We start from the raw sequence: 22967 nt of genomic DNA, 5'->3' as shown, positions 1-22967 counted from the left end.
CCTATATGCCGTCCGGCGCCATGTCGGGTCCAGCGCTTTCAGCGGCAGGCTGCTGCCTGCCGACGACGCGCTCGCGGTAGAGCGCATAGAGGCCGGAGCCGATGATGATGGCGGCGCCGACGATCATGGGCAGATCGGGAACATCGCCGAAAATGACGAGACCGAGCAGGATCGACCAGAGCAGGGCAGTGTAGCGGAACGGCGCGATGAAGGAGATGTCGCCCGAGCGCATCGCCGTGATGATGAACTGATAGCCGATCAGCACCAGCACCGCCGCGAGCGCCAGAAGCATGGTCGACCGAACGCTCATCGGCGTCCAGCCGCCCATCGGCGACAAAAGCAGCGCGCCCAGCACGGTCATGGCGAGCGCGGTCGCCGTCGACACCAGCATGGTCGGGATCGCTTGCGGGATGCGCTTGGTGGAAAGGTCGCGCACCGCGCAGCAGGCGACGCTGGCCAACGCCACCAGCGAATAGACGCTGAACCCTTCGAACCCCGGCCGCACGATGATCAGCACGCCGACGAAACCGGCGGCAATGGCGGTCCAGCGTCGCCAGCCGACGCTTTCGCCGAACACCAGGGCCGCGCCCATGGTGACCGCCAGAGGCAGCGCCTGCATGACGGCGGAAACATTGCCGATCGGCAGATGCGCAAGCGCGATCAGGAACGACACCGTGGCGCCGGCTTCGCCGGCCACGCGCATGGCCACCATCGGCTGCAGCATGGTGGCCGGGTTGACCAGCGCGCCGCGCCGCCAGGCAAGCAGGCCGACGAAGAAGGACGCGAAGGCGCCGCGCACCAGCATGACCTGCGCCATGTTCATCGATTCAGAAGAAAATTTGGTGATCGCATCGTTCAGGGTGAAGCCGACCATGGCCACGATCATGAACAGCGCGCCGCGCAGGTTTGGCGAGGGGGGCAAAGGCGTTTCCGGATTCTATTTTGGACCGAACCTGTAGCAGGTCACCGCAAACAGCAACGCCAAAAGAAATGGGCCACGAATTTCCGCGTGGCCCATGAGATCGATTTGAACGGGTTTCGACGACTTACTTCGGCGTCAGCACTTCGGTGCCGTTGCCGTTTTGGCCGGCGATGGTCCACAGCCCATGCAAGGAGCCGTCCTTCTCGATCTTGTAGACGACGAGACCGACTTCCTTGCCCATCGCATAGCCGGCGGAAAACGCATTGTCGTTACGCATGCAGATGCCGTCCGAGGTCGAGCCGCCGGTTTCCCAGTGGATCGTGCAGGTCGTGTCGCTGGTCAGCGTGATGGTTGCCTCGCCACCATATTTCGAACCATCGAAATTGGTGCCGGCGACGGTGTAGGTGCCGCCGATCGACTGAGCGGCGACCGGCATGGAAGCAATCCCAAGCATTGCAAGTGAAAGCATGAATGTGCGCATGGCACTCCCCCTGAGAGCGAAAATCGCGCCCGAAGGCTAGGCCGGAAAAGGCCGGCGGTAAATCGGGCCGAGGGTGGGTACAAGCGCTTTATTTTCAGGGGAGCGCGTCCGTCTCAAGGGCCGCTGAGGCTCTTGGCGATTGTGCCTGCCAGAGAGTCGTATTTCGCCTTGAGCGCGAGAGGGTATTCGATGAAGACGGTACGGATGACGTCGTCCTTCCCGAACAGGCGCCGCTCGTAGAAGACCTTGCCGTCCTTGGTTCCAGAGAGCACCGCCCAGTTCTTGCCGGTCTTGCTGTAGGTGACCGTATAGCCTGGTTCGGTGCTGGCTTTCTCCTGGGCGACGAAACCCTTCGGCGTGTCGTTATCGACATTGTTGATGCCGGAGCAGGTCAGGCTGGCGCCGTCGGCGCTAAGCCATTGCTGGCCATCGCCATTTTCCGGTTCCGGCATCGGGTTGTCGAAGATGTCGTCGGGAAATGTGCATGACTGGCCGAACCGCGCATTCACGTAGGTGAACGGCTTGGCGGTTGCCGTTGTCGCGATGATTGCCGATAGGAAAAGGATAGCCGCCGGTGACGGGCAGCCGATGCGCCGAAGATTCTGCATGTTCCGCCCTTTGGCCAACAACCAAAGGCGATCATGCATCAAGCCAGGAAAAAAATCAGCCGCCGGTGACGCTCATATGCCGCGAGACCGAAGGACGGCTGGTGCGGCGGTCGATGATGAAATCATGGCCCTTGGGTTTGCGGCCGATGGCCTCGTCGATCGCCGCGTCGAGCAGCTCGTTGCCCTCGGAGGCGCGCAACGGCGCCCTGAGGTCTGCGGCGTCCTCCTGGCCGAGGCACATGTAGAGCGTGCCGGTGCAGGTTAGTCGCACGCGGTTGCAGCTCTCGCAGAAATTGTGCGTCATCGGTGTGATGAAGCCGAGCCGGCCGCCGGTCTCCGTGACATGGACATAGCGGGCAGGGCCGCCGGTTTTGTAGGGGATGTCGGAGAGCGTGAACTGGCGCTCCAGTGCGGCGCGCAGCATCGACAGAGGCAGGTACTGGTCGGTGCGGTCGACCTCGATCTCGCCCATCGGCATGGTCTCGATGAGGGTGAGGTCCATGCCGCGGCCATGCGCCCAGCGCATCAGCTCGGGGATCTCCGTATCGTTGAAGTCGCGCAGCGCGACCGCGTTGAGCTTGATCTTCAAGCCGGCCTTCTGCGCGGCATCGATGCCTTCCATCACCTTGCCGAGATTGCCCCAGCGCGTGATCTGGTGGAATTTTTCGGCATCGAGCGTGTCGAGCGAGACGTTGATGCGCTTGACGCCGCAGTCGGCGAGCTCGGCCGCGAAGCGCGACAGCTGCGAGCCGTTGGTGGTCAGCGTCAGCTCTTCCAGGGCGCCGCTGTCCAGATGCCGCGACAGCTGGCGCACCAGATGCATGATGTTCTTGCGCACCAGCGGCTCGCCGCCGGTGAGCCTCAGCTTCTTCACGCCCTTCTCGATGAAGACGGTGCAGAGCCGGTCGAGCTCTTCGAGCGACAGCAGATCCTTCTTCGGCAGAAAGGTCATGTCCTCGGCCATGCAATAGGTGCAACGGAAATCGCAGCGGTCGGTGACCGACACGCGCAGGTAGCTGATCGTGCGACCGAAGGGGTCGATCATGTCCATCTCAAGCGTTTCCGTGGCCGTTGGCGGCGTCGTTGTATATGGCTATGTGATACGATCCGATGCCGCATTCAAGATAGAAGCTCTTGATCTTTGGTAACATTCCCCGACCGACATTGCGTGTCGGCTGGCTTCAAGTGGCTTTCCGCATCGCTCGAAGCGGCGTAGGGAAGGGCGCAACCAGAGCATGATGCCGAAAAGTGTGAAGCGGTTTTTCGGACGACATCATGCTCTATCTCTTTGACTTAGAGACGGATTCAGATTTCAGGTCGATTCGACCAGAAATCATCCGTCTCTAGACAGGACCAATCATGACCGCGCCAAAGGAACTCAGAGTCTCGAAAGACCGCAAGCTCTTGACCGTGACCTTTCCGGACCATCAGCCGTTCGAATTGCCGGCGGAGTTCCTGCGCGTGGCTTCGCCATCGGCGGAAGTGCAGGGCCATTCGCCGGAGCAGCGGGTGACGGTCCCCGGCAAGCGCAATGTCGCGATCCTCAAGATCGAGCCGGTCGGCAATTATGCGGTGCGCATCACCTTCGACGATTTCCACGACACCGGCATCTTCACCTGGAACTATCTGCATACGCTCGGCCACGAAAAGGAGCAGCGCTGGAACGCCTATCTTGCCGAACTGGCCGAGAAGGGGCTCAGCCGGGACCGCTAGCCTGGTTTGGCAATCCAGTTTCGGCGGCCGGCTGTCGTCAAGGCGTCATGGGCATGGAGTAGCGCCGGCAAAAGGTCCAGGAGGCTAAGAAGATGTCGCGCATCACATCCGTCGAACAGCTCGAGGCGCTTTACGGGCTGCCGGGCGAGGCTTCGGTCGTCAAGGAACTCGACCATGTGATTCCCGAATACGCCGCCTTCATCGAGGCCTCGCCCTTCGTGGCGCTGGCGACCGGCGGACCCGAGGGGCTCGACTGCTCACCGCGCGGCGATCTCGCCGGCTTCGTGCGTATCGTCGACGAGAAGACGCTGATGATGCCGGACAGGCGGGGCAACAACCGCGCCGATTCGCTGAAGAACATCATTCGCGACCCACGTGTCGGCCTGCTGTTTCTTGTGCCGGGCTCGGGTACGACACTGCGCATCAACGGCCGCGCGCATATCACGACCGACGCGGAGCTTTGCGCGTCCTTCATGGTCGACGGCAAGCCGGCCCGCTCGGTCACCGTCATCGATGTCGACGCCGTCTATTTCCAGTGCGCCCGCGCCATCGTGCGCTCGGATCTCTGGAACCCGGCCAGGCATGTCGACCCGAAGTCGCTGCCGACACCCGGTCAAATCCTCGAGATCACCAGCCGCAACAACATCGATGGCGAGACCTATGACAGGGAATGGCCGGAGAGAGCCAAGAAAACCATGTGGTGATCGGATCCCGCTCAGGCTTCCTTCAGCACGTCGGCGATCTTGCGCATCTGCTCGCCGATCATATCGCACTGTTCCGGGGTCGACTGGCTCATCGCCTTCTCGATCAGCGCCATGTGCACCTTCAGCGCCTTCATCAGCAGGGCTTCGCCGGCCTCGGTGAGGTTCAGCCGCAGCACGCGCTTGTCCTTCTCGTCGCTTTCGCGGCACAGCAGGCCGCGCCCCTCGAGCTGCGGCAAGAGCATGGTGATGTTGGAGCGGCCGACCAGGAGCTTGCGGGCAAGGTCGTGCTGCGACATGCCGGGGTGGCGGTAGAGGTTCATCAGCACATCGAGCTGTGCCGGCTTGAGGTCGAGCGGCGCCAGCTTTACCGCCAGCGTGCGCTCCAGCACATGGCAGGCGCGCGCCACCGCAACCCAGTTGCGGAAGCGCGGATTGTCCCAGGGCAGCTCTTGTTTAATGTTCATGTTTGAACTATTATGTTCATGCTTGAACGAATGGATGGATCGCCAATATGGCATCATTTGGATTGAAGGTCATCCGCGGCGTCTTTGGCGCGGTCGAGCATGTCATGCCGCGTCTCGGTGGCCGCGCCGCATTCGAATTGTTTTGCCGTACACCGAGCGTCAAGGCCTTGAGCGACGGCGAACGCCGGGCCGTCGAACGCGCTTCGGCCTTCATGACCGAGGCGCGCCATCACCGGCTGAAGACCAGGACGGATTGCGTTGCCGTGCATGAATTCCGGCCGGAGACGGGCAGGGAGTCGCGCGGCACAGTGCTGGTCATCCATGGCTGGCGCTCGCGCACCGAATACATGCGCGCCTTGATCGAGGGGTTCCGTGGCGCCGGCTACAAGGTCGTCTCCCTCGACCTGCCCGGGCATGGCCATTCGCTCGGCCGCCATCTCAACATGGTGAATGCGGTGGAAGCGGTTCGTGTCGCAGGCGAATGGTTCGGCCCCTTTGCCGCCGTCGTCGGCCATTCCTTCGGCGGCGCGGTTGCGGCCAATGCCGTCGCGGCATCGGTCAAGGACATGCCGCCGCTCAAGGCGCAGAAGCTGGTCCTGATTGCCGCGCCGAGTTCCTTGCCTGCGATCTTCGACGATTTCAGCGACATGATGAATGTCGGGCCGCGCTCTCGCGTCGCCATGGCGGACAGGGTGAAACACCTTTCGGGGCGGCCGCTCAGCGAATTCACCGGCGACCGCCAGCTTGCCGAGGCGTCGGTGCCGACGCTGATCATTCATGCGCCGGACGATCGCGAGGTCCACGCCGATCATGCCAGGCGTTATGCGGACGCCGGCGAGCATGTCCACCTGCACTGGGCCGACGGGCTTGGCCATCGGCGTATCCTCGCCGACAGGGATGTCGTCACGCGGGCGGTTGGCTTCGTGGCGGAGCAGCGGGAAAGCACCCTGCACTAGAGCAATTCCAGGAAAAGTGTGAGCGGTTCTCCGTCAGGAATTGCGTCAAAACAAGGAGATAGAGCGTTTCGCCGTTTCCGTGAAACGGTGAAACGCTCTAGGAGATTGGCGAGCCAGCGTTCTGCCCTGGGCTGCTATGGCCAAGGCGCGGCTCCGTCCCGGCCAGAAGCCGCTGGATGTTGGTGCGGTGGCGCAGGATCACATAGAGGCTGCCCGCGATAACCAGTATCCGATAAGGCGACGGTTGATCCAGTCCACAGACAAGCGCGACCGCACGTCAGTGCCGCCAGCATCGAGCTAAGGGAAACGATTCGGAAAAGAGCGAGCGACGCCGCAAATGCAGCCGCGGCTCCCAACCCTACGGGCCATGACATTGCCAGCAGCACGCCGAGCCCCGTCGCTGCGGATTTTCCGCCTGTGAAATTCAACCAGACCGACCGGCCGTGCCCGAGCAATACGGCAAGTCCGGCGAGGCATACGGCCCACGGCATCCAGATTTGGAGTTCAAGCGCGGTCGGCGGCGCAAAGGGCGATATCGTGTAGCACCAGCGATAAAACCAGCGGGCGAAAACGATAGCCGCCACGCCTTTCAGCACATCGACAAGCAGCACCGCCAGCGCGGGCCATTTGCCCAAGGTTCTGAGCACGTTGGTCGCGCCGGTGGATTTGGAGCCGTGCTCGCGTATGTCGATGCCCTTGAGCAGTCTGCCGGCCAGATAGCCGGTGGGCGTCGAACCGAGGAGGTAAGCGATCGCCAATCCAACCGCGCTCGCTATCCAGAAAACCATTGGCTCGATTCCAAGCGTTGCGGAGACTGTGATCAGTCCGCCTTCTTTTTCTGTCCCGGTTCGACCGGCAGCCCGGCCGCCTTCCAGGCGGTGTAGCCGCCGAGGATATGCTTGACCGGGGCCAGGCCCATGTCCTGCGCCGTCTTGGTTGCTAAAGCCGAGCGCCAGCCGCCGGCGCAGAAGAAGACGAAGGTCTTTCCCGAGGCGAAGAACGGCTTGTGGTAGGGGCTTTCGGGATCGATCCAGAATTCCAGCATGCCGCGCGTCACATGCTTGGCGCCGGGGATTTTGCCGTCGCGCTCGACCTCGCGGGGATCGCGCAGGTCGACGAAGATCGTCTCGTCATCCTCCAGCAGTCCCGCTGCCTCCTCCGGCGACACGACCTCGATCTCGGCATTCGCCTCGTCGAGAAGCTGGCGATACCCTTTCTTCACGGCAAATCCTCCCGGTCACGTTTGATGCGACCGCCGAAATTTCGATCACAAAGCCTTGCGTTTGTCACGGGGTGAGGTGAGCGCCGGCAATCGCCAACGCCTGATTGTTTTTCGGGACCTGAGCGAGTGTGTGAGGCGAGGACCCAGCGCTGCTCCGTGTCTCACGATGATGTGAAACTGTTCTGCAACACGCCTTCGAAAATTTATGGAAGCTTAACGAAATCGGTATGAATCGGTATAGTCACGTCATACATCCGCCATGCGGAGGGCGGGACCGTCCAGCGGCGCGGAACGGGAACCGGCCACAACCGGTGCGGGTGAAGCATGAAAATCCTCGGGAACAAAAAGGCCATCATGCCGATCGCGATCGCGGCGACGCTTGCCTTCGGGCAGCAGCCGGCGAGCGCGCAAGGGCTGTTCGACATGTTGTTCGGCGGCGGCATCCGGCACAATCCGCAAGGCGAATTTCCGCCGCCGCCAAAGCCACGCAAAATACGGCCAGGCGCGCTGGATGGCGAGGGTGGCGGCGGCGCCAGGATCAGCAGCCCGACATACAACACCTACAGGGCCGATAAGCTCGTTCGCGTCGACTTCAAGTCGCTGTTGCCTGCATCGCCGGCCGCGACGGCGCAAGATGCCGCCTTCGTGCCGTCCGTGACGAGCACCGCGTTTCGCGATGCCGTTGCCGGCCTGAGCGACTATGAGCTGTTCGCCGAGCCTGACATCGCCAAGGCGCTGATCGCCTACTACTCGACCAATCCTGATTTCATCTGGGTGAGCGACAACGCCCCCAACAGTAGGGCGCAGGATGCGGTGCGTGTGCTGGGCGAGGCGGCGAGCTACGGCCTGACGCCGGCCGACTATTCCGTCGACATTCCGGCGGCCGCGACTTCCGCCACGCCGGAAGAGCGGACCAGGGAACTGGTTCGCTTCGAGATGGCGCTATCGGCGCGCGTGCTGCGCTATGCCCATGATGCCCAGAGCGGCCGCGTCGATCCCAACCGGATGACCGGCTACTATGATTTTCCTGCCAAGCCGTTCGATCTGGAAGGCGCGCTGAAGACGCTGGCGCACACCCAGGAAGTCCGCACCTATCTCGAATCGCGGCATCCGCAGAACGCCGAGTACCAAGCGCTCCGCGTCGAACTGGAAGCGCTCGAGGCCAGCGAGGAAAACGAGATCGTCGTCGATCCCAAGCTGTTGCTCAAGCCGGGCGAGAGCAGCCCGGAACTGCCTAAATTGCTGACGCTGATTGCCCGCAATCTCGACGATGAGATGGGCGGCACCTATGGCGAAATGCTCGCCAGGCTGGGCAAGAGCGAGCTCTACGAGCCCGAGCTGGTGCCAGTGATCAAGGCGGTGCAACAGCGTGCCGGCATGAAGGGCGACGGCGTCATCGGCCCGCGCACGGTGGCATTGTTTGTCGGCGCGTCCAAGGCCGACAGGATCGGGAAGGTCAAGGTGGCGCTCGAGGAGCTGCGCTGGATGCCGTCGGATCTCGGCAGCCCGCGCGTCTTCATCAACCAGCCCGCCTTCACCGCCAGCTATATCGACAATGGCGAGGAGAAGCTGAAGACCCGCGTCGTCATCGGTCGGGTCACCAACCAGACCGCCTTCTTCTACGACCAGATCAAGCAGGTTGACTTCCATCCCTATTGGGGCGTGCCGCAGTCGATCATCGTCAACGAGATGCTGCCGAGACTGCGCAGCGATCCGGGCTATCTCGACCGGGCCGGCTATGAGGTGACGGATTCGCGCGGCAGGCAGATTCCGTCGTCGGAGGTGGACTGGGGCGCCTACGGCTCCAAGATCCCGTTCAGCGTGCGTCAGCAGCCAAGCGAGGCCAATGCGCTCGGCGAGTTGAAGATACTCTTCCCCAACAAGCACGCCATCTACATGCACGACACACCGCAGAAGTCGTTCTTCGCGCGCGACATGCGCGCGCTGAGCCATGGCTGCATCCGCCTGCAGGATCCGCGCGGCATGGCGGCGGCGGTGCTTGGCACCTCTGTCGACGATATCGCTGAGAAGTTGAAGCACGGGCATTCGACCGAGAATGTCACCCGCGTCATCCCGGTCTATGTCGCCTATTTCACCGCCTGGCCAGATATGTCGGGCAAGGTCCAGTATTTCGACGACGTCTATGATCGTGATTCCAAGCTGATGCAGGCGCTGGACGCGACCGAAGCGGTGCGTACGCCGTCAAGCTGAGCGCTGTTAGCTTCAAGCAATTGCGGTCGGAAGGCTACGGCGATGCCGCCGAGCCTGACGGCTTCACACTGTTCCCGGAATCGCTTTGATGAGCGGCCGGCGGAAGCCGGCGTCGCGCCCTGCGATCAGCCAGTAGATCAGGCCGGCTACGAGGCCGGCGCCCGCGATGATGCCCATGTCGGCCCAGCGTTCTGGATCATCGGCAGCGGCAGGCCATATCAACATGAAGCCGGACGCCGCGGCGGCGGCTCCGAACAGCATGTGCAGCCAGAAGCTGCGCAACGAAAAGAACTCGGCGATCAGGGCGAAGACCAATGTCTGCGCTCCCGTCAGGATGATCGTCAGGAAGTAGACGAACATGCCGAGCGGCGGCACGACCAGCACGGCGACGGGGGTGAATTCCATAAGTCCGAAGTAGCCCGGCGCGTTGGGGAGCGAGCTCAATATCGCGTAGATCATCACCACCGCGATCAAGCCGACCAGCACCGCGACCAGATAGCCGACGAGCACCATCAGGATGCGCTTCAGGACGTAGCCGATCATTGCCATGCACCCCCGTGCCCGCAATCAGGGCGGGCAGTCAGCCACCAAAGTTGTGACGATGCAAGGGCGGTCCGCCGGGCCGAACTCCAATGCGCGGTGCCGGGGTCCTCAGGCGCCACCGCACAGATGCTGGGAGTCGGGCAGCGCCCATGTGCCTTTGTTGGCGAGGTCGACGGCGTAGTAGACTTTGCCGCGCACATCGTCTTTCGGACAGTCGCGTGGGATCGCGATCAGGCACATGACGACCGGATCGCCGACCTTGGAGCTCGCCAGTCCCGGCTCGCGGTCATAGGAGACCGCCGTGCCGCCATTGGTGAACGTCGCTGCGCTGCCGGCATCCGGGCTGGCGGTTTCCAGGGGGTCGTCGCCCAGCCTTGTCGTCAGCGTCTTGATGTGGGTGAAGCCGCAATTTCCGATCGACGCTGGCAGGGGCAGGTCGGTCGGCTTCGGCGTCTTTGCCGCGAAGTCGAGCGCCTTCTTGCCGATCAGCGCAATGTTGTAGTCCTGTACCCACGACGGCGCGCTGCCATATGTCTGCAATGCGTTGTTCTGGGCGCTGACAATGCAGGCGGCATCGGTCTTGCAAGCATTTCGGTCGGCGACCAACTCCCTGGCTATCTTGCGCTTGTCGCCGGCGAAGGCAGGTTCAAAATCGCGATAGGCCTTGGTGGTCAAAGCGTCGATGGCTGACATTTGCGGGTCGGCGCAGATCGCCTTTTCGGTGGGCAACCGCGCCTTTCGGCAATCGAAGGACGGGCCGTCCGCCCGCGCCAGGCCGGACGCCGCCAATATCGACGCGGTCACAAGCAGGGCGCTCGCGCAGGTGGAAAGCCGCATGTTCTCCTCAGGCCGCTTGTTTCGACGATCGAGTCTATGCCGAATGCGGGCCCCGCGGCAGAGGGGCAAGCGATCGCGGTCTATTTGGGCTCGCCGGTCACCGGATCGTAGGTGATTTGGACCTTGGCCTTGTCAGTGGTGTAGTAGGTGATGGTGTAGCCGTCGCTATCCCAATCGACCTCCTTCACATAGCGGAAGTCGGTGCGGTGCTCGACCTTGGCGACGATTTCCGAGAGTTTCTTGGCATTTTGCGGGGGCAGTGGCTGGTCGTCCGCCGCAAGGGCCGATCCGCCGGCAAGGAAGGCCGCGATACCGGTTGCTAAAACAACAGTGCGCATGAGAGCCCTCAAGTCGCGTGTTTGGCCAGGTTCATATGGGCCTGGGTGTGGTCAGAAACCAGCACGCGGGCAGGTTGGTTCCGTAGCGCGAAAATAACGCATTGTGAAGCGTCTGGCTTGACGTGGCCGATCTTCGGCTAGCCACAGCCAAATTCGGCATTGTGTGACGAAAAAAGAACGCGTGATTTCAATGGGTAACGGCACGATGCGGATGTGCCTCCCGACATAACGAATGACTAACCATGCGCCGGACGGGGCGTTCGCCACATTAGCTGTTCATAGTAGAGCTTTCGGTAAGACCCTGATAGAATTCTGGTCATAACAGGGTGGCAACGGCGCGCCGGACCTGCCGGGGATATCCATCGGCAGACGGCGACGCGTTTCTTTTGAGCGCCGGTCGCCCGTTTTGACTGCAAGCGGGGACTGGGGGCTCGATCATGGCTGAACGGAATTATACCCGTCAGCTTGCGACAATCATTTCAATCGACGCCGTAGGGTTCTCGAGGCTGATGGGCATCGACGACGAACTCGCCGTTGCCGCGTTCGAGGAGAGGCGCGACATCATCGCCGGCAGCTGCGGCGCATTTGGCGGGCGCACATTCGGCGATGCCGGCGACAGCATCATGGCCGAATTCGGCAATCCGATCGAAGCCCTGCGGGCGGCCTTCGATTTCCAGGCGCGGATCGCGGCGCTGAACGCCGCAGTTGCCGAGAACATGCGCATGCCGTTTCGCGCCGGAATCAACACCGGCGATGTGATTGTCCGCGAAGGCCGTCTTTATGGCGACGACGTCAATATCGCCGCCCGACTTCAGGAATTCGCGCCCCACGACGGCGTCGCCATCTCGGCCACGACCTGGCACCATGTGAAGGACAAGACCGCGGCGGTCTTTACCGATCTCGGCGAGTTCAGCCTGAAGAACATCGCCCTGCCGGTGCGGGTCCTGATCGCCGGCCGCGGCGGCAACGGGCCCGCCACCCCGGCCTCCTTCGCTTCCATTCCCGCCGCGCCCGGCCATTACAGGCCGATCGCCAAAGGTCCCCCGGCAATCGCCGTGCTGCCGTTCCAGGGCAATGGAAGCGAACCCGATGTCGGTTATATGGCCGACGGTATCGCCGAGGACATCATATACGGCCTTTCCAACACGCGTTGGCTTTCGGTCATCGCCAAGGGGTCCAGCTTCCAGTTTCGTGACGACAGCCTGGGCACAAGGCTTATCGGCAACGCGCTTGGCGCCCGCTACATCGTCAGCGGCACGCTGGCGCGCCACGACAGGCACATCCGTCTCAACGCATCGCTCAGCGACACGTCGAACGGGCGCCTGGTCTGGTCACAACGCTTCGATCGCGATCTGGTGGACATCTTCAGCCTGCGCGATCAGATCGGCAGCGAGATCGTTTCCATCCTCGACAAGGAGGTCGATCGCGCCGAGCAGGCGCGTACGTTCCAGGTTCCTTGGGAAAGCCTCGAAACCTGGCAGCTGGTCAGGCGCGGCCGCTGGCACATGAACAGGCGTACGCGTCGTGATACCGACATCGCCCTCGACTTCTTCGACAGAGCCTACCGGGACGATCCGAACTCAAGCGCCGTGCTGAACGAGCTTGCATGGTGGTATTTCTGGCGGGCATGGCTGCGTTTCGGCGACAGCGACGATCTCGAGAAAGTCGAGACGCTTGCGCGCAAGGCGCTGCTGATGGACAGCCTCGATGCGCGTCCGCATGCCTATCTCGGCGCGGCCGATATCATGCGCGGCCTGCCGGCATTGGCTGCCGAGCACCTTGCCGAGGCGATCCACATCAATCCGAGCTTCGCCTTCGCCCGCTCGGCCATGGGCAGCGCGCACCTTTTGCTTGGCGACGCGACCGGCGCCATCCCGTTCTTCCTCGATACCGAGCGGTTGAGCCCGTTCGACCTTTATCGCTTCCACAATCTGGGCGAACTCGCCGCCGCTTATTGTTTCGTCGAGGACTGGCCGGCCGCGATCGCCACAGCCGAGCGTTCGCTCAACCTGTCGCCGAGTTACTTCTACGCCAGGTTCCTGAAGATAGGCGCCCTGATGAGAAGCGGCAGGCATGACGAGGCAGAGCGCGAGCTTGCGATTTTCATGACCCGGCATCCCGATTTTTCCGAGCAGAGGATACGCTGGATACCTTTCGTGGACCCGGCCAAGAACAATTTCCTGATCGCCAATTTCGATCGGGTCAAGTCAGCCGCATGATTGCCGGGCCGACAACAGATGACTGTGAACGAATTCACATACGCCGGACCTATGCAAACCTAGGCCAGACTGTGCCGGCATCGCATTGACGTGGACAGCCGGGGGGCTCGAACGCGCATGATCACACTGAAGTATTTCGCCGCTGTCCGGGCCGCCCAGAAGAGCCAGCGTCCCGTCGCCGAGATGCCGCCGTTCGACATCTATCGGCTGCGTTCCAAGAGCGGCATCGCCTCGCGCATCGCCGGTTTTCTGCTCGGCGATCCGCGCTGGCTGCTGGCGCTGCTGCGCCGCTTCAGGCCGAATCTCGGCTTTGGCAATTTCCTGCTCGTCACCAAGGGCGCGGATGTGCGCGACATATTGGAGCGCGGCGACGAGTTCGAGACGCCCTACGGGCCGGAAATGGCCGAGCTGGCCAGGGGCTCGAATTTCATTCTCGGCATGCAGGACGGCGCCGCATACCGGCAGATGAAATCGGCCGTGCTGAGCGCGTTCCCGCCGGCGGAGGTCGAAGCCACCGTCAGGCCGATCGCCGAGCGCCATTCGCGCGACATCATGACCGGCGCCAGCCCCGGTTTCGATGCCATTGCAGAGTTGATGAAGATCGTGCCGGTGCGCATCTGCCGAGACTATTTCGGCCTTCAGATCGACGATGAGATCGAATTCGCCGACTGGTCGATCGCGCTCAGCGCGCTGTTCTTTTCCGATCCGACGGCAAATCCCGCCACGCGCCAGCTTGCCGTGGTCGGCGGCGATCGCCTGATCAAGGTTATCGACCGCTCGATCGCCGCGGTCAGGGAAAGGACGGGCAAGGATGACAGGCCGCTGGCCCGCCTCGTCGCGCTGATGGACCAGGGGCGCCTGTCGCTGCCCGACATTCATTCCATCATGCTTGGCATGGTCGCCGGCTTCGTGCCGACCAATGTGCTCGCCGGCAGCAATTGCCTGGATGTGATCCTCTCGCGAACCGACGCGCGGCACGCCGTGGATGAGGCTCTCGGCGCCGGCGATACCGGCAAGCTCGACCGGGCGATCATGGAAGCCATGCGTTTCAAGCCGATCTGGATCGGACCCTGGCGCTACACCAGGCGTGACGCGGTCATCGGCAAGGGCACCCGCCGCGAGCGCGTGGTCAAAGCCGGAACGGTCGTCATGCCGGCGACGCTTTCGGCGATGTTCGATCCGGAGATCGTGCAGCGGCCGAACCAGTTCGATACCTCGCGCCCGCATCGCGACTACATGGTGTTCGGTTACGGCATCCATTTGTGCATCGGCGCCGAAATCGCCCGCATTCAGATCGGTGAATGCATCCGCGCGCTGTTCAGCAAGCCGAAGCTGACCCGCGCGCGGGGCAGGGCCGGCAAGATGGTCAATGTCGGCGCCTATCCGGCAAGCCTCAAGGTCGATTTCGAGCGCTCGCCGCTTTGCCGCACCGCCGAGCAGTCGATGGTGACCGTGGTGTGCCCGATCACGCCACCGATGCCGCTCGATGCGGTGCGCGACAAGGTTGCGGATCTCGGCAATCCGGCGATCGGCGAACTGAGCGCCGCGCTCGACAAGGTTGGCACTATCCATTTCACCAGCCTGGCGGTCGCTGCCACCGGCAAGGATGAAAAGTCGGGGGTCGAGACCGGCGCGCTGGTGTTGGAAATCTCTGGCGACGGCAGCACCGACGATGTCGTTGCCGCCATAGCGCACGCGATCGGTCACCGGCTGCGGCCGATCCTCAGGGACGTCTGCGGCCTCCCGGATGGCGGTTCGCTGGAAGACTTCCTGAAGAGGAGGCACATCGAGATATCGCCATCTTTCGGCAGCGCCGCCGGGCTGGTTTTCTCCGGCACGCCGGGGCATTCCGTGCGCCGTATCCTGGCCGAGGCACGGCTCGCCGACAGTGTGCGCGAGATTGTCGAAAAGCCGCGCGCGGGCACCGGCAATGCGATGGATGTGCTTGCCGAGGCCCGCCGCCATCTCCGGTGCCTCGGGCAATTCGGCTGGGCATTCGAGCCCGCCGAAAGCCTGCTGGAAAGACCGCCCGGCCATTGGTTGCAAGCGCTGACGACGACGCTGCTGACGCCGGCTATGTTCGCCACCGTCGCGATCGTCGTTCTGGCCTTCTGGCGCATGACTTATGTGCTCGTATTCGGAAACCCGCATGGGGTTACCTTCACCAACATCGCGATAGCGGGCACCTCGCTTCTGCTTTCGGTCCTCGGTCTGCTGGCCATTCTCGCCCTGTTCGTCGGGCTTTGCTTCCTGGCGTTGCGGCGGCTCGAGGACAAGGACCAGCCGGCGAGTACGCCTGTTGAGATCGGCGCGCTTGAAAAGATCCTCGCCCATGAGGACCACACCGCGCAGAACAATCTGACGGCGATCTCGACGATGAAGGCGGGAATCCTGCGGCGGCTGGCGCTGCGGCTCTCCTTCTATCTGATCTCGATATCGGCGCAGAAGGTGTTCCGGCCAGGCTTCCTCGCCACCATCAACACCATTCATTTCGCCCGCTGGGTGCTGTTGCCCGGCACCAACAGGCTGATGTTCTTCTCCAATTACGGAGGCAGTTGGGAAAGCTATCTCGAGGACTTCATCGCCAAGGCCTCGGCCGGCCTGACCGGTGTGTGGAGCAACACCGACGGCTATCCGCGCACGCGCTGGCTGTTCCTGGACGGCGCGCGCGACGGCGATCGCTTCAAGCGCTGGGCGCGGCGCCAGCAGGTGCCGACGCTGTTCTGGTACACCGCCTATCCGCACCTCAACACCACGCGTATCCGGATCAACTCCAGGATCAGGCGCGGCATCGCCTCGGCCACCGGCAACGAGGCGCGCGATTGGCTAAGCCTTTTCGGTTCCCTGCCGCGTCCGCAAGCGCAGCCGGCTGATGCGAGGAGCCTGCCAGAGCCTCCGTCCTCGCCCCTCGAAGAGCTGGAATCCGGGGAAATCCAGTCGATCTTCTTCGGGCCGTTCGGCGCGCTCGGCGACGCGCATATGCTTGCGATCCAGGTGCCGGACGGCCTGCCGGCGGCGAAGCGCAGGGCGTGGCTCGACTTCGTCATCGGCAAAACCAGCTTCGGCGACGGGGTGCCCGCGGGCCGCGCCATGACGGTGGCGTTCGGTCCCAACGGTCTGCGCCGACTGGGGCTCGAAGGCGGCGTCGACGACGAACCGTTGGACACGTTCCCGGTCGCCTTCCGGGAAGGCATGGGTACGCCCGAGCGCAGCCGCATCCTCAACGACACCGGCCCTGACGCGCCCGACAAATGGCAGTGGGGGTCGTCCGCCAAGCCCGTCGATGTCGTCATCGTCTGCTATGCCGAGACGCCGGCCTCGCTGAAGGCCGAGATCACGGCCATGAAGCGACAGACGGCAGGCGCCGGGATGTCGGTGACCGCCGAGCTGCCGCTGAAGGTGCGGCGCGAAGGCAAGCGGGCGGTCGAGCATTTCGGCTTCGTCGATGGCATCTCGCAACCGATCGTTCGGGGCACGGCGCGCGCCGCCAAGGGAGCTGCGCCCATGCATCTCGTCGCGCCGGGCGAGTTCCTGTTCGGTTACCGCGACGAGCATGGCTTCTACCCGTCTTCGCCCTCCGTCGAGGCAGCGCTGGACCGCACCGGCATCCTGTCGCAGGTGCGGCGCAACCGCCAGATGCCCGGGCAGCCGCCTCCGCCGCGTGACTTCGGCCGCAACGGCACGTTCCTCGTCATGCGCCAGTTCGAGCAGCACGTCGAATTGTTCGACGATTATTGCAGGGGGGCCGCCCTTCAGGCCGCCGGCGAGACGGGCGATGCGGCCATCACGCCGCGCTGGGTGGCGGCAAAGATGCTCGGCCGCTGGCAGGACGGCAGCTCGCTGGTGCGCAATCCGAACGGGCGGCCGGGCCGCGGCGCCGACAATGATTTCGCGCTCGGCGCCGAGGATCCGCAGGGGCACGCCTGTCCACTCGGCTCCCACATACGCCGTTCCAACCCGCGCGATTCGCTCGGCGAGGACCGCGAGACACAGATCAGGATCGGCAAGCGCCATCGCATCCTGCGCGTCGGCCGCACCTACGAGAAAAAGGACAAGGGCGGAAAGACCGAGAAGGGACTGCTCTTCATGTGTCTCAACGCCGATATCGAGCGCCAGTACGAGTTCATCCAGCAGACCTGGGTTTCGTCGAACTCGTTCCAGGGGCTTGTCGGGGAGACGGATCCGACGATCGGGGCAAGGGGCGGCGGCGGCCGGTTCTCGATCCCGTCCTGGGAAAAGGTCACGGTGCTCAAGGATGTGCCGCAGTTCGTCACCACGAAAGGCGGCGGCTATTTCTTCATGCCTAGCCGCTCGGCGCTGCGCTACCTGATCTCGCGGTTGTGATCGGGGCGCTTAGGCTGTTTGCTGCTGCGGCGAAGTCGCCGAGCCGCTCAGTCGTCGTCCTGCGATTCGGCGATCTGGTTCAGCGCGGCGGCGTTGGTGATGCGCAGCCCGCCGCGCCTGATGGCGATCATCTGCCGGTTGCGCCAGTCGTTGAGCGTCTTGTTGACGGATTCGCGCGTCGCGCCGAGGAATTCGCCGAGCTCGGATTGCGAAATCGGAATCCAACCCGCGGAGTCGGCCATCACGCCGCTCAGGAACACCAGCCGCTTCGCCAGCCGGGCCTCGATGCCGAAAAAGGCCTGGTCGCCCAACTCGCCGCTGACCCATCGCAGCCGCGTGCACAGCAATTCGATCATCGCTCGTGCGAGAGATGGGTTTTTCTCAATGCGATCAAAGAGTTGTGTCCGGCTCAGCGAAACCAGCTCGCATGCCGTGAGACAACTTGCAGTGGCCGTGCGCGGGCGTCCGTCCAGTGCCCCGATCTCGCCGACGAGGCTGCGCGACAGCTCGATATTGGCCACCAGCTTCTGCCCGCCCGGCGAATAGATCGAAATCTCGACCGTGCCGCTCATCACACCATAGATGCGGTCGGACGCATCCTCCTGGACGAACAAATGCTGGCCGGCAGCGTAGCGCTCCAGCTTACAGCCGGCGAACAACAGGTCGAACTGGCGCGGATCGATGCGCGCCAGGCGCGGCAGGTTGCTGTCGTCCGCGCCGTTTGTAGCCATGATACGATTCCGCCTCTCGTTAGACGGAAATTGTAGGACAAGTGCGTGCTCGATCAAAGCGTCGTCTCCTTCTACGGTGGCTCTCCGAACTCGGCGGGTGGCTGACAGACGTTCCAATGTCATGCCTAACGCGTCGAAACCGGATAGGCCGGCAAACTGCAAGGAGACCGGGCGCACTGGCGGTTACGGACCGATCCTTCGAGAACGCCGTCCGCGCGCTTGGGTGGGAGGTGCCCAGCGCGCAGACAGCAAATCTGAAAATGGCTAGGTGATCAAATTCCTTCCTGCGAAATTGCAACAATTCCGGAGGCGGTCTTCGGGATCTGCAAGTCAGCCAAGCCGTTGGCGCCCCCGTTACGATATCTGCGCGCAAACCCCGTCTGACGTATGTGAAGGTGGTCACAGATACGCCACCGCACCGATTGCGAAAAATCGAAAATCGATCTATGGAGCGAGCGGCTGAGTGAGGGCGGCCAGTCAACATATTGCACAAGGTCGCCCCATGCCCGATGCCTTCTCCCGCGTCATCGCCTTCCTTGCCGTGGTCATGGCCCTGCTGTTTGCCGGGCTGCACTTCCACCAGGGCCACGTCATCGCCACGCTCTATTTCATGACCGGCGCCGTTCTGGTGACCGCCGTGACGCGCATGAATGTAAGACGAGGGTTGATTTAGGCGTCCGCGACATTCGTGTTCGGCCGCAAGTTGGACGGTCAGCGCGCCATTAGGGCAGCAGTTCTCAAGGATTGCATGAAAGCTAAATCATCTAACCATTTCGGGAGGTCAGATGGTGGGCGATGCAGGGATTGAACCTGCGACCCCACCCGTGTGAAGGGTGTGCTCTCCCGCTGAGCTAATCGCCCGCCTTAGGCCCGAAGGCCGAAGCGAGCCGCGATATAAGGTAGGCGAGCGCTTGAAGTCAAGGCAATGTGCGGAGGTTATTCCGCGGTTTGATTTCCCTGATTTTCTGTCGGCGCGATTTGGCGCCGGCTCAGCGCGCCGCCGCGATCAGGCGCTCCGCCAGGTCCGGCGTCAGCGTGTCGAAATGCGAGATCACCAGGGTCGGCTCGAATTCGCGCACATGGCGGTCGGTGTAGCCGAAGTCGACCGCGACCACCGGAATGCCGGCTGCCTTGGCGGTGTCGATGTCGGTCTGCGAATCGCCCACCATCAAGGCGTTGTTCGGATCGCCGCCGGCTAGCCGGATCGTCTCGGTGAGATGACGCGGGTCGGGCTTGCGGAAGGCAAACGTGTCCTGGCCGCAGATCGCGCCAAAATAGTCCGACATGCCGAGCGCGCCGATCAGCGCCACGGAATTGGCCTCATATTTGTTGGTGCAGACCGCCATCAGGTAGCCGGCGGCCTGAAAATGGTCGAGCGCCGCGATCACGCCGGGGTAGGGGCGCGACTTGCCGGGAATGTTCAGCGTGTAATGGTCGAGGAAGAGCTTCAGCAGCCGATCGTGCTCTTCGGCCATCAGCGCCTTGTTCTGCGCGGCATGCGCGCGTTCGATCATGACGCGGCCGCCATGGCCGACGAAGCGCCTGAAGCCGGCTTCGTCGACAGCGGCCAGATCGTTGGCCGCCAGGCTGTGATTGAGGCTGTCGAGCAGGTCCGGCGCCGTGTCGACCAGCGTGCCGTCGAGGTCGAAGACAATGATCGGGCGGGTCATGGGCGGTCCTGCGAAATTCTCGTTGCCGCAGCCGATACAGGCTGGCCAGGGTTCAAGCAAGGAGCCTCGATCGGTCCACAGAGCCTTTGATGAGGAGCCTTTGACGGGACAGGCAAAAATGCTAGGAGGCGCGCGAAACCGGCAAAATCGGGGCTCCCCATGGATGCAAGGCAGTTGAAGGTCGAAGCCGCGCGGGCAGCGCTTGCCTATGTCGGCGACGGCATGCGGCTCGGTATCGGCACCGGCACCACGGCGGAAGAGTTCGTGCGGCTGCTGGCCGAGAAGGTTGCGACCGGCATCAAGGTCATCGGCGTGCCGACCTCGGAGCGCACCGCAGCACTTTGCCGCGAGCTTGGCGTACCGCTGTCGACGCTGGAAGACACGCCGGAGCTCGACCTCACCGTCGATGGCGCCGACGAAATCGATCCGGACCTGACCTTGATCAAGGGCGGCGGCGGCGCGCTGCTGCGCGAGAAGATCGTCGCGGCTGCATCCGGGCGCATGATCGTGATTGCCGACAAGTCCAAGCTGGTCGGTACCCTCGGCCGCTTCCCGCTGCCGATCGAGGTCAACCAATTCGGCCTGCGTGCCACCGAGATCGCGGTTGGCGCCGCGGCGGCAAAGCTCGGCCTTTCCGGCCCGGTTACATTGAGGATGACGGGAAGCCAGCCATTTGTTACAGACGGCGGCCACTTTATCCTCGATGCATCTTTTGGCCGCATTCCGGATACAAGAGCGCTTTCGAATGCTCTTTTCGCCATTCCAGGTGTTGTCGAGCACGGTCTATTCATCGGGCTGGCATCAACGGCCATCATCGCCGGCGGCGACGGTATCGAAACCGTCCATGTCGCCCGAAAACCAGGGAGTTCTATCGACCATGATGTTGCATAAACGGGTTCGCCGCCTTTCGATGTTTCTGGCGGCCTCGGCCGTCCTCGCGCTGTCCTCGCCGGTGTTCGCGCAGGATGTCAGCGAATCGCATCTGAAGGCCGCGCGCGCGGCCGTCGCCGCGATCCACGCCACGGACTCGTTCGACAACATCCTGCCGCAGGCCGCCGCCGCGCTGGAGTCGCAGCTCATCCAGAAGAACCCCGACATGCAGGAGCTGATCGGCAAGACCGTGACCGAGAAGGCGCTCGGCATGGCATCGCGGCGCGCCGACCTCGAAAAGGAAGCAGCGCTTGCCTATGCCAAGGTGTTTTCCGAGAAGGAGCTCAACGATATCGCCGCCTTCTACAACTCCGATTCCGGAAAGAAGCTGCTGGACAGCGGCCCCGCGGTGACGCGTGACCTCGTGAAGGCCGCCGACATCTGGCAGAACGGCGTCGCGCGCGATCTCGCGCAGCAGGTCGGCGAGACGCTTGCCGCCGCCGCCAAGGCTGCGGCGCCGGCAGCGCCTGCTCCGGACACCTCCGCACCCGCCGACAATTCCGCTCCGGCTGACAATTCCGCTCCTGCCGACAATTCGGCTCCGGCTGACGATTCGCAGAACTGATCCCGTTCAGCCGGCCGCCGGCCGCTGGACCACAAAGCCCGGCTTCGCCCGGGCTTTTCTTTTGCCGCTTTGCAGCCTACCTGTGACCCGTCGTTCTCACGCGCAGGAGCCCACCACGATGGCCGGTTATGACTATGATCTGTTCGTCATCGGCGGCGGCTCCGGTGGGGTCAGGGCGGCCCGGGTGGCGGCGGCTCTCGGCAAGCGCGTCGCCATCGCGGAGGAATACCGTTATGGCGGCACCTGCGTCATCCGCGGCTGCGTGCCGAAGAAGCTCTATGTCTATGCCTCGCAATTTCCCGAACATTTCGCCGACGCCGCCGGCTATGGCTGGACGGTGCCCGAGGCGAGCTTCGACTGGCAGACTCTGGTCGCCAACAAGGACAAGGAGATCGCGCGGCTCGAGGCGATCTACAAGCGGAACGTCGAAGGCGCTGGCGGCGAGACCTTTCACTCGCGGGCCGTGCTGGTCGACCCGCACAGCATCTATCTGCAAGCCGAGGACCGCACCGTCAGCGCCGACCAGATCCTGATCGCCACCGGCGGCAGGCCGGCGCCGCATCCGGCGCTTTCGGGCCACGAGTACTGCATCTTCTCCAACGAGGCCTTCGATCTCAAGGAACTGCCAAAGGCGATCATGATCGAGGGCGGCGGCTACATCGCCGTGGAGTTCGCCAACATCTTCCATGGCCTGGGCGTCGACACCACGCTTGTGTATCGCGGCCAGGAGATCCTCAGCCGCTTCGACATGGATCTGCGCCGCTCGCTGCATGAGACGATGGAGAAGAAGGGGATCAAAATCGTCTGTCCCGCGGTGTCGGAATGGGTGCGCAAGACGCCTGGGGGTAGGCTGGATGTGCTGCTGTCGGGCGGTCAGACGCTAACGGTCGACCAGGTGATGCTGGCGATCGGGCGTATTCCCAATACCGAGAATATGGGCCTGGAAGGTGTTGGCGTCGAACTCAGCAAGACGGGCGCGATCGTGGTCGACAAATATTCGCGCACCAACGTCGACAACATCTGGGCGATCGGCGACGTCACCCATCGCGTCCAACTGACGCCGGTCGCGATCCACGAGGCGATGTGCTTCATCGAGACCGCCTTCAAGGATAATCCGACTGCGCCGGACCACGATACCATTCCGACGGCGGTGTTCTCTCAGCCTGAGATCGGCACGGTCGGCCTGTCGGAGGACGACGCGGTCAAGCGCTTCTCTGACGTGGAGATCTATCGCGCGTCCTTCCGTCCGATGCGGCACACGCTGTCCGGCCGTGACGAGAAGATGCTTATGAAGCTGGTGGTTGACGGATCGACAAGGAAGGTGCTCGGCGCCCATATCCTCGGGCCGGATGCCGGCGAGATGGCGCAGCTTCTCGGCATCCCGCTGAAGGCGGGGCTGACCAAGGACGATTTCGACCGTACCATGGCCGTGCATCCGACCGCGGCCGAGGAGCTGGTCACCATGTACAAGCCGAGCTATCGCGTGAAGAACGGCGAACGGGTCTGATC

Annotated in this window: 21 protein-coding genes, 1 tRNA gene and 1 pseudogene; 10 read left to right on the top strand and 13 right to left on the bottom strand. The window is 63.2% G+C overall.

From position 1 onward, the window contains the following. Position 1: 1 nt before the first annotated feature. The 4 genes from DPM35_RS21470 to moaA all read right to left on the bottom strand — a co-directional run bounded on the left by DPM35_RS21470 (position 2) and on the right by moaA (position 3062). Positions 2-922 carry a DMT family transporter gene (locus tag DPM35_RS21470; protein WP_112129252.1) on the bottom strand — a complete coding sequence of 307 codons (921 nt, stop codon included), beginning with the start codon at positions 920-922 and terminating at the stop codon, positions 2-4. A 124-nt stretch (positions 923-1046) separates the two neighbouring features. Then, positions 1047-1403 (bottom strand): hypothetical protein, encoded by a 357-nt coding sequence (locus tag DPM35_RS21465; RefSeq protein ID WP_112129251.1) that lies wholly within the window; start codon positions 1401-1403, stop codon positions 1047-1049. A 113-nt stretch (positions 1404-1516) separates the two neighbouring features. Next, positions 1517-2011 carry a hypothetical protein gene (locus tag DPM35_RS21460; protein ID WP_112129439.1) on the bottom strand — a complete coding sequence of 165 codons (495 nt, stop codon included), beginning with the start codon at positions 2009-2011 and terminating at the stop codon, positions 1517-1519. Between the two features lie 55 nt (positions 2012-2066). Continuing rightward, positions 2067-3062 carry a GTP 3',8-cyclase MoaA gene (gene moaA, locus DPM35_RS21455; protein ID WP_112129250.1) on the bottom strand — a complete coding sequence of 332 codons (996 nt, stop codon included), beginning with the start codon at positions 3060-3062 and terminating at the stop codon, positions 2067-2069. A gap of 308 nt (positions 3063-3370) precedes the next feature. Here moaA and DPM35_RS21450 point away from each other — a divergent pair, with 308 nt between their 5' ends. Both DPM35_RS21450 and DPM35_RS21445 read left to right on the top strand, forming a co-directional pair. Then, the gene (locus DPM35_RS21450) at positions 3371-3724 is read left to right on the top strand and encodes a gamma-butyrobetaine hydroxylase family protein (RefSeq protein WP_112129249.1); all 354 of its coding nucleotides are present in this window, start codon (positions 3371-3373) and stop codon (positions 3722-3724) included. A gap of 92 nt (positions 3725-3816) precedes the next feature. Next, on the top strand, positions 3817-4428 hold the full coding sequence (locus tag DPM35_RS21445) for a pyridoxamine 5'-phosphate oxidase family protein (RefSeq protein ID WP_112129248.1): 612 nt from the start codon (positions 3817-3819) through the stop codon (positions 4426-4428). A gap of 11 nt (positions 4429-4439) precedes the next feature. On the opposite strand, the gene DPM35_RS21440 is transcribed toward DPM35_RS21445, so the two are convergent. Further along, complete coding sequence (locus tag DPM35_RS21440; RefSeq protein ID WP_112129247.1) at positions 4440-4892, bottom strand: MarR family winged helix-turn-helix transcriptional regulator; 453 nt, start codon at positions 4890-4892, stop codon at positions 4440-4442. A gap of 47 nt (positions 4893-4939) precedes the next feature. Between DPM35_RS21440 and DPM35_RS21435 the strand changes: the two genes are divergently transcribed. Then, the gene (locus tag DPM35_RS21435) at positions 4940-5848 is read left to right on the top strand and encodes an alpha/beta hydrolase (protein ID WP_112129246.1); all 909 of its coding nucleotides are present in this window, start codon (positions 4940-4942) and stop codon (positions 5846-5848) included. Between the two features lie 97 nt (positions 5849-5945). Here DPM35_RS21435 and plsY read toward each other — a convergent pair. Continuing rightward, a pseudogene (plsY, locus tag DPM35_RS21430) lies at positions 5946-6636 on the bottom strand (glycerol-3-phosphate 1-O-acyltransferase PlsY). Positions 6637-6668: 32 nt separating this feature from the next. After that, positions 6669-7070, bottom strand: coding sequence for a rhodanese-like domain-containing protein (locus tag DPM35_RS21425; protein ID WP_112129245.1), 402 nt, complete (start codon positions 7068-7070; stop codon positions 6669-6671). Between the two features lie 324 nt (positions 7071-7394). Here DPM35_RS21425 and DPM35_RS21420 point away from each other — a divergent pair, with 324 nt between their 5' ends. Next, a complete protein-coding gene (locus DPM35_RS21420; RefSeq protein ID WP_112129244.1) occupies positions 7395-9281 on the top strand; it encodes a L,D-transpeptidase family protein in 1887 nt (628 codons plus the stop codon). A 63-nt stretch (positions 9282-9344) separates the two neighbouring features. Here DPM35_RS21420 and DPM35_RS21415 read toward each other — a convergent pair whose 3' ends face one another. From DPM35_RS21415 to DPM35_RS21405, 3 genes are all read right to left on the bottom strand, one after another. Further along, complete coding sequence (locus DPM35_RS21415; RefSeq protein WP_425373394.1) at positions 9345-9824, bottom strand: hypothetical protein; 480 nt, start codon at positions 9822-9824, stop codon at positions 9345-9347. Positions 9825-9932: 108 nt separating this feature from the next. After that, positions 9933-10661: a lysozyme inhibitor LprI family protein gene (locus DPM35_RS21410; protein WP_245431599.1), complete on the bottom strand. Its 729-nt coding sequence runs from the start codon at positions 10659-10661 to the stop codon at positions 9933-9935. Positions 10662-10741: 80 nt separating this feature from the next. Then, positions 10742-10999 carry a PepSY domain-containing protein gene (locus DPM35_RS21405; protein ID WP_112129242.1) on the bottom strand — a complete coding sequence of 86 codons (258 nt, stop codon included), beginning with the start codon at positions 10997-10999 and terminating at the stop codon, positions 10742-10744. 437 nt (positions 11000-11436) lie between these two features. On the opposite strand from DPM35_RS21405, the gene DPM35_RS21400 reads away from it, so the two are divergent. Together DPM35_RS21400 and DPM35_RS21395 are read left to right on the top strand one after the other, a co-directional pair. Next, entirely contained in the window at positions 11437-13218 is a 1782-nt protein-coding gene (locus DPM35_RS21400) for an adenylate/guanylate cyclase domain-containing protein (protein WP_112129241.1), read from the top strand. 117 nt (positions 13219-13335) lie between these two features. After that, the gene (locus DPM35_RS21395) at positions 13336-17562 is read left to right on the top strand and encodes a cytochrome P450 (protein WP_112129240.1); all 4227 of its coding nucleotides are present in this window, start codon (positions 13336-13338) and stop codon (positions 17560-17562) included. 47 nt (positions 17563-17609) lie between these two features. Here DPM35_RS21395 and DPM35_RS21390 read toward each other — a convergent pair whose 3' ends face one another. Further along, positions 17610-18293 (bottom strand): Crp/Fnr family transcriptional regulator, encoded by a 684-nt coding sequence (locus DPM35_RS21390; protein WP_112129239.1) that lies wholly within the window; start codon positions 18291-18293, stop codon positions 17610-17612. A gap of 502 nt (positions 18294-18795) precedes the next feature. Here DPM35_RS21390 and DPM35_RS32500 point away from each other — a divergent pair. Continuing rightward, positions 18796-18966: a hypothetical protein gene (locus DPM35_RS32500; protein WP_181592095.1), complete on the top strand. Its 171-nt coding sequence runs from the start codon at positions 18796-18798 to the stop codon at positions 18964-18966. A 113-nt stretch (positions 18967-19079) separates the two neighbouring features. Here the strand turns inward: DPM35_RS32500 and DPM35_RS21385 are convergent. Both DPM35_RS21385 and DPM35_RS21380 read right to left on the bottom strand, forming a co-directional pair. Further along, positions 19080-19154, bottom strand: a tRNA-Val gene (locus DPM35_RS21385). A 128-nt stretch (positions 19155-19282) separates the two neighbouring features. Then, positions 19283-19963, bottom strand: a complete 681-nt coding sequence (locus DPM35_RS21380; RefSeq protein WP_112129238.1) for a phosphoglycolate phosphatase — start codon at positions 19961-19963, stop codon at positions 19283-19285. A 159-nt stretch (positions 19964-20122) separates the two neighbouring features. On the opposite strand from DPM35_RS21380, the gene rpiA reads away from it, so the two are divergent. From rpiA to gor, 3 genes are all read left to right on the top strand, one after another. After that, positions 20123-20854, top strand: a complete 732-nt coding sequence (gene rpiA / locus DPM35_RS21375) for a ribose-5-phosphate isomerase RpiA (RefSeq protein ID WP_112129237.1) — start codon at positions 20123-20125, stop codon at positions 20852-20854. Further along, a complete protein-coding gene (locus tag DPM35_RS21370; RefSeq protein ID WP_112129236.1) occupies positions 20841-21458 on the top strand; it encodes a DUF2059 domain-containing protein in 618 nt (205 codons plus the stop codon). The genes rpiA and DPM35_RS21370 overlap by 14 nt, the downstream gene beginning before the upstream one ends. 118 nt (positions 21459-21576) lie before the next feature. Then, positions 21577-22965 (top strand): glutathione-disulfide reductase, encoded by a 1389-nt coding sequence (gor, locus tag DPM35_RS21365; RefSeq protein WP_112129235.1) that lies wholly within the window; start codon positions 21577-21579, stop codon positions 22963-22965. Positions 22966-22967: the final 2 nt, after the last annotated feature.

The sequence above is a fragment of the Mesorhizobium atlanticum genome, from assembly GCF_003289965.1.
Classification (GTDB): domain Bacteria; phylum Pseudomonadota; class Alphaproteobacteria; order Rhizobiales; family Rhizobiaceae; genus Mesorhizobium; species Mesorhizobium atlanticum.
Note: the sequence above shows the minus strand (reverse complement) of the source record. Positions and strands in the feature narration are given on the sequence as shown.

Excerpts from the sequence above, each read along its gene's own strand:
- DPM35_RS21460 (WP_112129439.1), bottom strand. The coding sequence starts at position 2,011 with ATGCAGAATCTTCGGCGCATCGGCTGCCCGTCACCGGCGGCTATCCTT.
- DPM35_RS21440 (WP_112129247.1), bottom strand. The coding sequence starts at position 4,892 with ATGAACATTAAACAAGAGCTGCCCTGGGACAATCCGCGCTTCCGCAAC.
- DPM35_RS21410 (WP_245431599.1), bottom strand. The coding sequence starts at position 10,661 with ATGCGGCTTTCCACCTGCGCGAGCGCCCTGCTTGTGACCGCGTCGATA.
- DPM35_RS21420 (WP_112129244.1), top strand. The coding sequence starts at position 7,395 with ATGAAAATCCTCGGGAACAAAAAGGCCATCATGCCGATCGCGATCGCG.
- DPM35_RS21435 (WP_112129246.1), top strand. The coding sequence starts at position 4,940 with ATGGCATCATTTGGATTGAAGGTCATCCGCGGCGTCTTTGGCGCGGTC.
- rpiA (WP_112129237.1), top strand. The coding sequence starts at position 20,123 with ATGGATGCAAGGCAGTTGAAGGTCGAAGCCGCGCGGGCAGCGCTTGCC.
- DPM35_RS21415 (WP_425373394.1), bottom strand. The coding sequence starts at position 9,824 with ATGATCGGCTACGTCCTGAAGCGCATCCTGATGGTGCTCGTCGGCTAT.
- DPM35_RS21465 (WP_112129251.1), bottom strand. The coding sequence starts at position 1,403 with ATGCGCACATTCATGCTTTCACTTGCAATGCTTGGGATTGCTTCCATG.
- DPM35_RS21395 (WP_112129240.1), top strand. The coding sequence starts at position 13,336 with ATGATCACACTGAAGTATTTCGCCGCTGTCCGGGCCGCCCAGAAGAGC.
- DPM35_RS21405 (WP_112129242.1), bottom strand. The coding sequence starts at position 10,999 with ATGCGCACTGTTGTTTTAGCAACCGGTATCGCGGCCTTCCTTGCCGGC.
- gor (WP_112129235.1), top strand. The coding sequence starts at position 21,577 with ATGGCCGGTTATGACTATGATCTGTTCGTCATCGGCGGCGGCTCCGGT.
- DPM35_RS21400 (WP_112129241.1), top strand. The coding sequence starts at position 11,437 with ATGGCTGAACGGAATTATACCCGTCAGCTTGCGACAATCATTTCAATC.
- DPM35_RS32500 (WP_181592095.1), top strand. The coding sequence starts at position 18,796 with ATGCCCGATGCCTTCTCCCGCGTCATCGCCTTCCTTGCCGTGGTCATG.
- moaA (WP_112129250.1), bottom strand. The coding sequence starts at position 3,062 with ATGGACATGATCGACCCCTTCGGTCGCACGATCAGCTACCTGCGCGTG.
- DPM35_RS21380 (WP_112129238.1), bottom strand. The coding sequence starts at position 19,963 with ATGACCCGCCCGATCATTGTCTTCGACCTCGACGGCACGCTGGTCGAC.
- DPM35_RS21450 (WP_112129249.1), top strand. The coding sequence starts at position 3,371 with ATGACCGCGCCAAAGGAACTCAGAGTCTCGAAAGACCGCAAGCTCTTG.
- DPM35_RS21370 (WP_112129236.1), top strand. The coding sequence starts at position 20,841 with ATGATGTTGCATAAACGGGTTCGCCGCCTTTCGATGTTTCTGGCGGCC.
- DPM35_RS21390 (WP_112129239.1), bottom strand. The coding sequence starts at position 18,293 with ATGGCTACAAACGGCGCGGACGACAGCAACCTGCCGCGCCTGGCGCGC.
- DPM35_RS21445 (WP_112129248.1), top strand. The coding sequence starts at position 3,817 with ATGTCGCGCATCACATCCGTCGAACAGCTCGAGGCGCTTTACGGGCTG.